Annotated in this window: 12 protein-coding genes and 2 pseudogenes; 5 read left to right on the top strand and 9 right to left on the bottom strand. The window is 36.4% G+C overall.

From position 1 onward, the window contains the following. Nucleotides 1-40 precede the first annotated feature (40 nt). The 5 genes and pseudogenes from Q2T41_RS00280 to Q2T41_RS00260 all read right to left on the bottom strand — a co-directional run bounded on the left by Q2T41_RS00280 (nucleotide 41) and on the right by Q2T41_RS00260 (nucleotide 3,104). Complete coding sequence (locus Q2T41_RS00280) at nucleotides 41-574, bottom strand: NAD(P)H-dependent oxidoreductase (protein ID WP_367186801.1); 534 nt, start codon at nucleotides 572-574, stop codon at nucleotides 41-43. 30 nt (nucleotides 575-604) lie between these two features. Beyond that, a pseudogene (locus Q2T41_RS00275) lies at nucleotides 605-1,227 on the bottom strand (MarC family protein). Nucleotides 1,228-1,363: 136 nt separating this feature from the next. Continuing rightward, nucleotides 1,364-1,501: a hypothetical protein gene (locus Q2T41_RS00270; RefSeq protein ID WP_179213163.1), complete on the bottom strand. Its 138-nt coding sequence runs from the start codon at nucleotides 1,499-1,501 to the stop codon at nucleotides 1,364-1,366. Between the two features lie 89 nt (nucleotides 1,502-1,590). After that, nucleotides 1,591-2,423: pseudogene (locus Q2T41_RS00265) on the bottom strand (DUF4437 domain-containing protein). A gap of 6 nt (nucleotides 2,424-2,429) precedes the next feature. Next, entirely contained in the window at nucleotides 2,430-3,104 is a 675-nt protein-coding gene (locus tag Q2T41_RS00260) for an NAD(P)H-dependent oxidoreductase (RefSeq protein ID WP_304434113.1), read from the bottom strand. Between the two features lie 234 nt (nucleotides 3,105-3,338). Here Q2T41_RS00260 and Q2T41_RS00255 point away from each other — a divergent pair, with 234 nt between their 5' ends. The 3 genes from Q2T41_RS00255 to Q2T41_RS00245 all read left to right on the top strand — a co-directional run bounded on the left by Q2T41_RS00255 (nucleotide 3,339) and on the right by Q2T41_RS00245 (nucleotide 6,071). Further along, nucleotides 3,339-3,707, top strand: a complete 369-nt coding sequence (locus Q2T41_RS00255; protein WP_144800549.1) for a winged helix-turn-helix transcriptional regulator — start codon at nucleotides 3,339-3,341, stop codon at nucleotides 3,705-3,707. A 206-nt stretch (nucleotides 3,708-3,913) separates the two neighbouring features. Beyond that, entirely contained in the window at nucleotides 3,914-4,654 is a 741-nt protein-coding gene (locus Q2T41_RS00250) for an SDR family oxidoreductase (RefSeq protein ID WP_304434108.1), read from the top strand. A 19-nt stretch (nucleotides 4,655-4,673) separates the two neighbouring features. Next, entirely contained in the window at nucleotides 4,674-6,071 is a 1,398-nt protein-coding gene (locus tag Q2T41_RS00245) for an NAD-dependent succinate-semialdehyde dehydrogenase (protein ID WP_304434106.1), read from the top strand. 67 nt (nucleotides 6,072-6,138) lie between these two features. Here Q2T41_RS00245 and Q2T41_RS00240 read toward each other — a convergent pair whose 3' ends face one another. Beyond that, nucleotides 6,139-6,903, bottom strand: a complete 765-nt coding sequence (locus tag Q2T41_RS00240) for an alpha/beta hydrolase (RefSeq protein ID WP_304434105.1) — start codon at nucleotides 6,901-6,903, stop codon at nucleotides 6,139-6,141. A gap of 315 nt (nucleotides 6,904-7,218) precedes the next feature. On the opposite strand from Q2T41_RS00240, the gene Q2T41_RS00235 reads away from it, so the two are divergent. Together Q2T41_RS00235 and Q2T41_RS00230 are read left to right on the top strand one after the other, a co-directional pair. Continuing rightward, the gene (locus Q2T41_RS00235) at nucleotides 7,219-8,217 is read left to right on the top strand and encodes an NADP-dependent oxidoreductase (protein WP_304434103.1); all 999 of its coding nucleotides are present in this window, start codon (nucleotides 7,219-7,221) and stop codon (nucleotides 8,215-8,217) included. An 18-nt stretch (nucleotides 8,218-8,235) separates the two neighbouring features. Continuing rightward, nucleotides 8,236-8,934, top strand: a complete 699-nt coding sequence (locus Q2T41_RS00230) for a type 1 glutamine amidotransferase domain-containing protein (protein WP_304434101.1) — start codon at nucleotides 8,236-8,238, stop codon at nucleotides 8,932-8,934. Nucleotides 8,935-9,220: 286 nt separating this feature from the next. Here Q2T41_RS00230 and Q2T41_RS00225 read toward each other — a convergent pair whose 3' ends face one another. From Q2T41_RS00225 to Q2T41_RS00215, 3 genes are all read right to left on the bottom strand, one after another. Then, complete coding sequence (locus tag Q2T41_RS00225) at nucleotides 9,221-10,612, bottom strand: FAD-binding oxidoreductase (RefSeq protein ID WP_304434099.1); 1,392 nt, start codon at nucleotides 10,610-10,612, stop codon at nucleotides 9,221-9,223. Nucleotides 10,613-10,631: 19 nt separating this feature from the next. Continuing rightward, complete coding sequence (gene mddA, locus Q2T41_RS00220) at nucleotides 10,632-11,408, bottom strand: methanethiol S-methyltransferase (protein ID WP_304434097.1); 777 nt, start codon at nucleotides 11,406-11,408, stop codon at nucleotides 10,632-10,634. Nucleotides 11,409-11,526: 118 nt separating this feature from the next. Beyond that, a complete protein-coding gene (locus tag Q2T41_RS00215) occupies nucleotides 11,527-12,597 on the bottom strand; it encodes a nickel-binding protein (protein ID WP_304434095.1) in 1,071 nt (356 codons plus the stop codon). Nucleotides 12,598-12,678: the final 81 nt, after the last annotated feature.

Genomic DNA, 12,678 nt, shown 5'->3' with positions numbered 1-12,678 from the left:
ATTTAAACTATTAACTATTATACCGTCCTGAACAGATATATTAAAATTGCTGTAAACTATCTATTAGCGCGTTATAAGCGGCTCCATAACCATCTAGTTCTTCATTGGTCAATTTATAGGTGCCCATTACCGCAAAAGGCTTAAGATACTTCATGAGGCATAAATTGGCCGTTTGTTCAAAAGGTCTTAAAAATTCATTGATGGTATAACTGTTACTTCCTTGGGAACAGTACAGTTCTTTAGAGCCACCCGTAGTTATTGCATTTAAACATAGTTTATCCTGTAAAGCCTTACCCTTGGGTCCATATGCCCAGTTGAACTCGAGCACCATATCTATCCACTGTTTTAATAAAGGAGGACAACTGTACCAATACATAGGGTGATGCCAAATAATGACATCATGTGCTTCCAACAATTTTTTTTCCGCGTCTACATCTATATGGAAATCCGGATATATTTCATATAGATCATGAAAAGTAACCCCCTCTTTTTTTGCAATGGCATTTATTAGAACTTGGTTTGCCCTGGATTTTTCATACTTTGGATGAGCGAATAAAACCAGCACTTTTTTCATGGTCGAATATATATGGATATGGTCTGATATTTAGTTTGTAATCAAATCAAACGAAAGTTTAATACCTTCAATGATCATACCTGTGCCTATGATGGCAATGATCAATCCCATAATCTTACCTATTACGGATATAACATTATAGCCAACAAGCCGTACGATCAGATTACTGAGCCTAAACGTAAAATAGGTAAGTAAGCTCATAAACCCGAAAATTGCAATCACAATTATAATCTGTATAGGTTCTACGTTGGAGACAAAGTTCATTGAAGTAACAATGGTTCCCGGACCGGCCAAAATGGGTATAGCCAACGGGGATACCGCTATATTCTCATCAATATGCACATTTTTAATACTCTTAATACTGGATTGTTTGGATTGAAGCATATCAAACCCAATATAAAATATTAAAATACCCCGGTTATCTTAAATGCAGGAATACTAATGTTGAACAGTTCAAAAATAAACTTGCCCAAAAGAACGAATACCAAAACAATTATGAACGCTATGATATTGGCTCTTTTATTGATATCCTGTTTGGTCCTGTTATCCGCTCCTTGGGTTAGCGACAGGAATACCGTCATATTGGATATAGGGTTGGTAATGGCAAAAAAACCAGTAAATACGGTAATAGAAAAGGTTATTAAATCATCCATTAGATAAGAAATTAGCTATCTAAAAAAATAAAGCGAACGTTTAAAAATAGTAACTTCTCCAATATTTTTTTAAAAAAGCAAAATTACTTGAATTTTGTGAGCTACGGTACATTAGAATTATAAAGCAAAGCCAAAATTATATGTTAGGAAAAAAACGATCGGTAATTTGTATTAATTCTTCTATTTTGGAAGCATTATAAGCATCCGCATGAGCTTTGTTATATCCACCACGGTCATTATCAAAATACTCACCTGATTTTGCTAAATCTGTCATACTTAAATTGTACAGAATGTCAACCCCTTTTTTAGGGGAAATACCTACTTGTCTTACCTATATTTCCTTTTCATAACAATTCTTATGGTTTATTTCACTTCAAAATCCCCATTAGAGCGGATGTAAATAACCGTTTCTGTATCTGTATCCAACAAAGGCTCAGCACTTTCTTCAGCTCCAAAATAAGAACCTGGTTCTAAGACATTTTTAGCCTCCTTTTTAGAAAATTTGTGGGTTACCTTGCCAGAGATAACTACAGCCCTAAAATTGGGAGTTAAGTTTTTGATACTTCCCTTGAAACCTGCTGGCAATTTTAAAAGTGCGGCACGTAGCTGATTTTTTTGATGACTTCCCCATAAAAAAGCAGTTTCTACATTATTCTTTTTGGAAACCCATTGGATGTCGTTAGCATTTAACCAGACCAAGTTTGTTTTGTCAACATTTACAGGTCTTTCGCCATTATCAAAGGCTTCTGATGTAAGTTTCACCAAATACGGACCTTCTTGAATGTCTAAAAACGCCATATTTTCTTCACCGTCAGCAGGGGTAATATGCGCTTCTCCTGCTGGTTGTTGCCAATAAGAACCTGCTGGTAACCATTGTTTTTCTGCTTTTTGATCATCATTATGTAGTAAACCTTGTATTACTACACCGCTATAAGTAATGTTGTGAATGTGTGGAGGCGATGAAAATCCTTTTTTGAATTTTACCAAAATCCCTCTGGTTCGTTTTTGGTTCTGTCTCCCCAAAGTTTTCCTGCAGCGGGACTCTTATCGCCTCGTAACGGATTTAACCAACCCCATTTTACATTATCTGCGGTTACCACTTCATTTACAGATTTTACCGAATCTGTTGTTGGTGTTTGTGCCGTTGAGATAACGCTAACTATAAGTATAACTAGTATTGTTAATGATGTTTTCATTGTGTTTTACTTCCAAGTTACAATGTCTTCAAAATTTCTTCTAGATTTAGGAAACTCTGGGTCCGCTTTTCTATATCCAAAGGCTGCCATAAAAGCTAGTCCGTATTTATTGGTGTCAATTCCAAATTTCTCTTGTAATAAAGCCTCTGCTTTTTCTTGATGAAACCCTTCAATGAGGCAAGAGTCTATGCCCGTTAATGCCGCTGATGTCATCATATTACCCAATGCTATATAGGTTTGCTTAGAAGACCAGTCGAACAGCTTCTTATCCGTATCCAGGTTAAAATCGCGCTCCTGAAATTCTCTGTAAAATTTAGAGTACATTTCTATAACTTCGGCAGGCATTTGTTTTACCTCTTTCATCATATGTTCAATATAAGGCGCGTTGTGCTTTACCATAGGGGCTTTCATTGCCAAACCTAAAACAAAGTGGCTGGCAGTATCTAATTTTAAAGGCGCGCCCCAAGCTACAAGTTTTAATAATTCGCGTAACTCTTTATCTTGTACCACTACAAAATGCCAGGGCTCAAAACCAAATGAACTAGGCGATAAATGTGCCGTCTCTAAGATAAATTTCATATCGGCATCAGAAATGGTTTTGCTAGCATCAAATTCCTTAGTAGCGTGTCTGTAATTAAAAGCATTTAATATGTCTTCTTTTGCAATGTTTGGTATTTTCATGATTGTAACCTTTTATTAAATAATCGAATATATACTATCAAAAGTATAGTTCAAAAGTAGGATAGCTATTAAGAACTTGCAATAACGGTCAAAAATGATAGTACTATCATTTACGAATTGGAAACTTATAAATAACTGATTGTCAACAAATTACAAAAAGTTAAATAAACTATAAAAAGTATAGTTGTATGCTATATTATAGTTTGCTAATTTTGAAATATAAATTCAGTAGTCATGGAAATTGAACATAAAAAGCGGCTTATTAAGTATAATGATAAAATGTTTTCATGTACTACCAGTATTGCTATGGAATTAATTGGTGGTAAATGGAAGAGTGTTATTCTAATTTATTTGTTGAATGGAAAGAAACGCTATAATGAACTTTATAAATTAATTTCAACAATTACTGAGCGCACCTTGAGTTTACAGCTTAAGAAGTTAGAAGAGGATGGATTGATTACGCGACATGTTTATACCAAAAAACCTCCATTAAAGGTGGAATATCAATTAACTCCTTTTGGAGAGAGTTTGGCTCCGGTATTGACATCTATTGCTGAGTGGGGAAAAATTGTTGCCGCGGAAAAAGGAGAGGTAATCGAATAAACTTATCTAATTTTAATAATGTTTACTTAACAATAAACTATTGTCCTATTTCTGCAACCCCTTTTACTTATTTCAACCTTCCTTTTTTTTAGCTCAAAAGCAATAATTCTATCCTCTATTTGCAAATAGGTCAATGCTAGTGGTTAACTAGTCAATCATACTTATTTAGTGCTATTATCTTGCTCAGGAATCAAAAAATATGAGTAATGAAAATAGAAAATAGTGTAATAATAGTAACAGGAGCTTCTAGTGGAATTGGCAAAGCTACGGCACATAAGTTGGCTGCTCACGGAGCCAAAGTGGTATTGATGGCCAGAAGCGAGGATGAATTAAATGATTTAAAATCCAATATTGAGGAAGAAGGCGGAGAAGCATTGGTGGTTTCTGGTGATGTAACCAAAATGGAAGATTTTGAGAAAGTGGTTTCAAAAGCTAAAACCACTTATGGCACTGTAAACGTTTTGATCAATAATGCGGGACTAATGCCGCTATCCTTTGTTGAAAAATTAAAGACAGAGGAATGGAATAAAATGGTTGATGTCAATATGAAGGGCGTTTTGAACGGTGTTGCAGCGGTACTGCCAGAACTTAAGAAGAATAAAGGCGGACATATCATAAACATCTCATCCATGGCTGCACATCGCTATTTTCCAGGTGGAGCGGTCTACTGTGCAACGAAAGTAGCGGTAAAAATGTTTTCTGAAGGATTACGGCAAGAATTGGCCCCTAAATATGGAATCAATATAACTTCAATAGAACCGGGAGCCGTTGCAACTAATCTAACCGATACTATTACCGATGACGATATCAAGGAGAAAATGAAGGAAATGCAACAAATGGAAACTTTGGAAGCAGAGGATATCGCGGACGCCATTTATTATGCGTTGTCGCAACCTGCGCGAGTAAACATCAACGATGTGTATTTAGTGCCTAGCGAACAACAATAAATCATTAAAGAAAAAGAATATGTCTACGACAACAAAAAGAACAACATTTAAAACAATTGATCCAACCACGGGTAAGGAATTGACTACCTATTCCTATATGACAGATAATGAAGTAGAACAGTCCATTCAACAATCCCATAAAGCATTTTTACAATGGCGGACCAAAAGTGTAGAGGAACGCGGAAAGGTTATTGAAAATATTTGTAAGGAACTACAGAATTATAAGGCTGACCTTGCCGAGCTGATGACCAAAGAAATGGGTAAGCTTTTAAAACAAAGTAAACAAGAGGTAGATCTGTGTACCGCTATTTGCGATTACTCCGCAGCTCATGCTCCTAAGGTATTTCAAAAAGAGGAACGTGAGCTTTCCAATGGCGGAAAGGGCATTGTCACATATTCCCCAATTGGAATCATTTATGGTATCATGCCATGGAACTATCCAAGTTATCAGGTAATTAGGTATACCATAGCTAACTTAATGGCAGGGAACAGTATTTTGCTAAAACATGCGTCCAATGTAACCGGTACTGCATTATTATTAAAATCCATTTTTGATACGGCAGGATTGCCAGACGGTTTGTTTAATGTAATGGTAATTGACCATGACCAATCCAATACCATAATAGAGCACGAATTGGTACGTGGTGTAACCTTAACGGGAAGTTCCGGTGCTGGTGAAAAGGTTGGTGAACTTGCTGGTAAAAATTTGAAAAAATCCGTATTGGAGTTGGGTAGTAACGATGCGTATTTAATTTTGGACGATGCCGATATAGCCACAGCTGTGGAAAAGAGTGTTAAAGGTAGAATCTATAATAATGGGGAAACCTGTATTGCTGCCAAAAGATTTATTGCTACGGAGAAAGTATATGATAAGTTCAAGGAAGAATTTGTTAAAGCAATGAAAGCCTTAACCATTGGGGACCCCACTGCAGAAGATACGGAACTGGGCCCTATGGCAAGAAAGGATTTACGTGAAACCATCCATGAGCAAGTATTGAAAAGTATAGAAAAAGGAGCACGATTATTATGTGGCGGTGAATTAATGGATGGTGATGGGTATTATTATCCTGCAACGGTCTTGGACCAAGTATCACCTGGTCAACCTGCTTACGACGAAGAGCTTTTTGGCCCCGTAGCTTCCTTGATCAAGGCCAAAGATGACGAGGATGCCATGAGAATTGCAAATGATAGCCGATTTGGATTGGGTGGCGGTATTTTTTCCAAAGATGTTGATAAAGCGATAAAGTTGGCAGAACAACACTTTGATACCGGTATGATCTTTGTTAACTCTTTTGGTTTAGCGGAGCCAGCTATGCCGTTTGGTGGGGTTAAAGACTCCGGTTACGGTCGTGAACATGGCGGTTTTGGTATGAAGGAATTTGTCAATGTAAAATCCATAATGATTTCAGAAGATTGATTCTAAAATTCAGCGTAAAGTAAAAGCACCCTTTCGGGTGCTTTTTTTATAAATTTTTGGGTGCTTATCAGTATTGAAGGTCAAGCAGGTCAGTTACCGTTTGGTGTATTAAAGACTCCCTTTCTTCAAGTACATTCCAGCCATGGTCAGCATTTTTATACGTATATAATTTACTGTTTCCCTTCCAGCACGCCACATATTTTTTAGCATATTCCATAGGTACCACATCATCCTTTTCTCCCTGATGGATAAATACAGGTTGGTCATAATTATCCAATCCTTCATACGGTTTAAACCCCTTGGCCTCTTCAATAAATTTGTAACCTAATTTTTGACCTTTAAAATCAAAATAACCCTTTTCCGCTGCTCCTTCAATTGATTTTCCTTGAATGACCCCCTGCTCCGCAATTTCATGGGCAAACACCGCAGCTGGTGCCCATAATGTCAAAGATGCTATTACGTCCGGTCGTTGTGCGGCCAATTTTGCAGCCTCCATACCCCCTAAGGAATGGCCCAGTACATGCACTTTTCTATTATACTTGCTTAAAACATAATCTACCATGGCATGTAATTGCTCAATTTCATCATAAACGGAAATATGTTCAAAGCATCCTTCACTTTCACCATGACCCAACCGGTCAAAGGCATATACTTCAAAACCATTATCATATAAATGTTGGGCAAGGTTTATAAATGAACGACCCACCCCAATTCTGTTTGATCCAAAACCATGCACTAGCAATACCGGATGCCGTAATTTTGTTTTTGGAGTAAACCTACTACCATTTATCTGCTGTTTTAAATGAGTAAAAGAAATACAATCAGTAAACATAATTATCATATAAATTGTTCCATGGTAAAATTATTATACAGGTAAAATTCTTTTGATCGTAAACTATTGTTTGTTAACGCAATCGCTATTGGTTTTAGGAGATCAACAGTAGAACAATTATCTTTAAAATAGTTCAACATTTCTGTTAAGCAATGTTAAAAATGAACGTTCATTCTTTTTTTTGATACCTTTGTAAGGTAAAATAGTTAAGAATTTTAAGTCCCGGATAACCTAATGTCCTAATAGTCTTTCTTCTAGGTTTGTAGGAGATGGTAATGGGATAAAGTTATTAATGAAATTGAAAAGTAATAGTGTATGAATACTTCGATTAATTTAAAACAACGACCGGTAGGTACCCCTACCCTAGATGATTTTTCGCTTGAAGAATTAGATGATAACTTCATATTGAAAAATGGGGAAATGCTCCTTGTTTCAAAATATATTTCGGTAGACCCATATCTACGTGGCCGTATGAGCGACGCTAAATCTTATGTACCTCCTTTTAAAGTAGGTGAACCAATAAGCTCAGGTATCGTTGCAAAGGTTCTGGAGTCTAAAAATGAAAATTTTAAGGTAGGAGATTTTGTTTATGGATTATTGCAATGGAAGGAAAAACAAGTGTCAAATGGCGAGGGTCTACAAAAAATAGATAAAAGTAAAGCGCCTTTAAGTGCATATCTAGGCATTGTGGGTATGACGGGTTTAACCGCCTATTTAGGCCTTCATGAAATAGGTAAGCCCAAGCAGGGCGAAACCATGGTTGTATCTGGAGCTGCTGGTGCAGTAGGCAGTGTTGTTGGCCAAATAGGAAAAATTCTTGGACTTACTGTAATTGGAATTGCAGGTACGGATGAAAAAATTGACATGCTCAAATCTGATTTTGGATTTGATCATGGCATCAATTATAAAACCACCAAGGATATGAAAGCGGCCATTAAAGAGGCAGCCCCCAATGGAGTGGATGTATACTTTGACAATGTTGGCGGACCCATATCAGATGCGGTACTGTTCAGTATCAACCAATTTGCACGAATTATTATCTGTGGTGCCATATCGGTCTATAATAAGACAGAATTGCCAATGGCCGTTGCCGTACAGCCTTTTTTGGTAAAGAACAGTGCTTTAATGCAGGGATTTATTGTTTCTAACTATGCAGATAAATTTCCGGTGGCCATCAAACAGTTAGCTACATGGCTAGGCGAGGACAAATTAATATATAGGGAAACCATTGTAGAAGGTTTTGAAAATACGCCACAGGCCTTTTTGGATATGATGGACGGTAAGAATAAAGGAAAGATGATAGTAAAGGTATAATAATTGGACCATATATTAATGAACCAAAGAATAAAGAAAATGAAAATATTATTTGTATTGACTTCCCATGATTCATTGGGAGACACAGGAAAGAAAACAGGGTTTTGGATTGAGGAATTTGCTGCGCCCTATTATAGTTTATTGGATAAAGGTGCGGAAATTACCGTGGCAACCCCAATGGGCGGTAAAGCGCCAATTGATCCAAGTAGTGATACGGAGGACGCACAAACCAAGGATACCATTCGCTTTAAGACAGATAAGGTAGCCCAAGATTTGGTGAACTATACCAAATTATTGGCAGAGGTAGATGCAGCAGATTTTGATGCTGTGTTTTATCCAGGAGGTCATGGACCATTATGGGATTTAGCCAATGATGCTACATCGGTAAAATTGATAGAAACATTTAATGAGCAGGGAAAACCAATAGCATTTGTATGTCATGCCCCAGCAGCCTTAAAAAGAGTTTCCGGTGCGGATGGCAATAAATTGGTAAAAGGCAAAAAAGTAACCGGTTTCACCAATTCTGAGGAAGAAGCGGTCCAGTTAACGAACGTGGTTCCGTTTTTGGTAGAGGATATGTTAAAAGAAAGCGGCGGAATTTATTCCAAGAAAGAAGATTGGGCGGCATATGCCGTACAAGACGGAAATTTGATTACGGGTCAGAATCCTGCTTCATCTGAATTGGTTGCCAAGAAGCTTTTTGAAGCTTTGAAATAATAGCATTTCATATTGAATATAAAAGCCTGCAAGCTGTTTGCAGGCTTTTTTTTTTTGGTTTTATATGGTAATCAAACCCTAATATTTTTGATACAAATTGTTCTGCTCCATTGCTAATTGATCCATAATTATATTTCATATTTCTTTAAAAGGGACACGTATTGTGTTAAGTTGTAACCTTCATCCTAAATCCACTAATATTATCATCAACTCTATATATCCATCAATTGAATTCATTACTTAAAACAAAACAAACTGTATCAAATTCGATTTAATTATTCCTTGATTATGATTTTGGAACAATATTCTGGTTTACCCTAAAAAAGTTAGTGGGATCATATTGATGTTTTATAGCTGCCAAACGATTATAGTTGTGTTTATAACTCGCTTGTACCCGTTCCTGCCCTTCATCCATCATAAAATTGGAATAGGCACCACCTGCTGAATATGGATGCAAGGCATCATAATATCCTTTACACCAATCCGTAATTTTATCAGCATTCTTTGGGTTGGGATCAACACCAACGTATACACCGCAATAATCAGCATCACGGTATGCCCAAGGAGTCTCGGTTGCTCCTACCCTACTTGCGGCACCGGTTATTGGATACAAATGCATTTGTGATAGAGGCGTCGGAATTTCAGAACCAAATTTTAAATGCTGAGCGGTAATTTCAGGAGTCAAAGATTTAAAAAAATCGGCCCTCCAATACCATTGCATTCCTGTTTGAAACAAACCGTCGAACATAGATTGCATAGCCGGATAAGGCATTTCTCCCATATGAGCAAATAAGGGATTCTTTTCTAAAATCGGAGCAAAAGTCTCTTCCATTTTATCCATTTCACCTGTATAACACCAAACAATGGCGCAAAATTTCTTATTATGTAGATGTTCAGGAAATGGCGATTCGGGAATTATCATAGTGGCGATAAAGCCGTTTATATCATCTGGCGCCTTTCTAATAAAACCATCGAACCACCCCATAATCTCCTCTGTTTGTTCTATGGGCCACAAGGTTAGTCCTCCATATACCATTTTCTGTTGATGTGCCTGAAAAGTAAAATTAGTTACAATTCCAAAATTACCGCCACCTCCGCGAATAGCCCAAAACAAATTAGGATGTTCATCTTTGTTGGTGGTAACTAAGGAACCATCTGCCAAAACCATTTCAGCTTCCAAGAGGTTATCAATGGTTAACCCGTATTTTCTAGAAAGATATCCAACACCACCACCTAGTGTAAGTCCTCCAACTCCGGTACTTGAAACCATGCCGGAAGGTATTGCCAAACCGTGCTCATGCGTGGCATTATCTACCTCGTTCCAAATACATCCACCACCTACCTTTACGGTCTTATTTTCTGTATTGACGGTAATTGATTTTAGACCTGATAAATCAATGACCATTCCGTCATCACATAATCCTAATCCGCCACCATTGTGTCCACCTCCTCTAATTGCAACGAGTAAGTTATTATTTCTTGCAAAGTTTAAAGCGGTTTGTACTTCAGTAGAATTCGTGCACATAACTATTACTCCAGGATGTTTGTCTATCATAGCATTATATACTTTACGAGACGTATTATAGTCTTGGTCGGTCGGTGTTATTAAGGCACAATTTATTAGCTTTCGTAAGCTTTCAACTAAACTTTCCGAGCATGATTGTGTTTCTAGATTCATGATTTTATATTTTAAATTATTAAATTCCACTTTTCAAACCCTGTGGGTCTATGGTATTATTATTCGATAATTTGGTAAAAGGGATAATCATGGGAACCTTTTTTTGATAATCGGTATAAGTTGTACCTAATGCTTTTTTTAGGTCTTTCTCCTCTAGAAATTTAACTGCAATTAGAATATAGCTGGTGGTTACTACTGCGAATAATAAATGACCTATCGTCATAGTTGGTGTAGCCCAAAAAGCGATTATAAAACCGAGCATAATAGGATGACGTACCAGCCCGTAGAAATAGTTGACCTTAAATGAAGGTTCTTTGGTAACCTTGTTTTTAAGGTTATCTACGATTTGAGTGAGACCGAACAGTTCAAAATGGCTTATCATAAACGTTGATAATAAAACGATTAACCAACCCATAAAAAATACTCCTTGAATAATAGAAGCTAAAACTGCATTATCTACAGACCATAGCACCGTAGTCATTGGCTGCCATTGCCAATAAATTAATAGTAACGCCAGACTGGATAAGAGGATATAAGTACTACGCTCTGCTGCTTTGCCTATAATGTTAAACCACCATTTTTTAAATGCCGGTCTTGCCATAACGCTATGTTGTAAGGCGAAAACACTAAGCAAGCCAACGTTTATAAGTAAAGCATTTAGTGTATCTATTTCAACACCGGAATCTATACTTTTTGGCACCCATAAATTATTGACGAAACCTATGGCATACAGAAAAGCAATTAGGAAAATGAAATAAGCTAGAATACCGTAAATAAGGATGATAATTTTTTTCATGACATTGATTGTTTTGGTTTTACAATTCAAATCTAGCCATGGTTATTCATTGCAAATTCTACATTTCAACCAAATACTATAACTTTTCGTTCATTGATATAAAAGTCAAATTATGCTTTTATACACTTTTCAAATAATTGGAAGGCAGGATGTTATATTCTTTTTGAAAGCATTTTGTAAAATATGCTGCACTATTGAAACCTGTTTCAAATGCTATTTCAGAAATGTTCATATCTTTTTTAATCAAAAGTTTAATGGCCTTGTTCAACCGATGTCTTTGAATTAAATAATTGGTTGATGTCTGTAGTAGACTTTTAGTTTTTCGATATAATTGAGAAGTGCTTAACCCCAAATGCGAACAAAAATCGTCTACACCTAAATTGGGATTTTGCCATTCGCTATCTAAATAATTCATAACATCGTTTAAAAACTCTTCTTCTTGAAAAAGGAGTATTTTAAATATATCAGGATTTAATCTTTTGTTCTGATTTTCACTCTCATATAACTCTTTAACTTCTGTAGTTATAATGATATGCGAATGCTGTATATCCGTTAAACGTTTTGCTGTCTTAATCGTTTCTTCAAAAAAACCATGGTTTTTGGTAATTGGAACTCCCGCTCCAATACCAATACGAATTTGCTCTTTACTTTTTTTAGTCGAAACATAATATTCTTTCAATTCTAAAATACCATGCAGTGCGTTGGTTGTAGATGTAAAGGATATCAGCAAATATTCTTTATGACTGTCTATCAGTCGGCCCGCATAATTTTCAATGATGTTTTTTATTTTTTCCAGAACTTCTTTACTCGGAGAGGTTAAGTATTGACCATCCATAAATTTAAGTGCGGCCAAAATTCTAAATCCTGGATTATTGACAATATTAAGTTCTTTTTTTTGAGATTTGGTTGGGTCCTCAATCCGTCCTAAAAAAGATTCTACAATACTAGTATCTACTTCAATTATAGTGTTGGGCACATCACCATGAGAATTGGTATGCATTTCTATTATCGCATCCATATTTGGAGCTTCTACTAAACAAAATGCCGTAGAACGGTCTTCGTCGAACCAATAGCTCAGACCTTTACAGCAATATTTATGCTGAACAATTAAATCTTGATTATGCAGATCTGCTACATCCTCTGCGGTTACTCCTTGAGACACATCGTGTCTATCCATGTATATTGGCATGTTGGTATTTTTTACAAGGTTACTGCTCGTAAAAACCGGAGGATTATGTTTTGTAAGCCTTATAAAAGTAAGTGTTTTTTA

Origin of the sequence: Maribacter confluentis (assembly GCF_030505015.1) — a bacterium.
Taxonomy (GTDB): Bacteria; Bacteroidota; Bacteroidia; order Flavobacteriales; family Flavobacteriaceae; genus Maribacter; species Maribacter sedimenticola.
The sequence above is the reverse complement of the archived record's forward strand: the minus strand, read 5'-3'. Positions and strand labels throughout refer to the sequence as shown.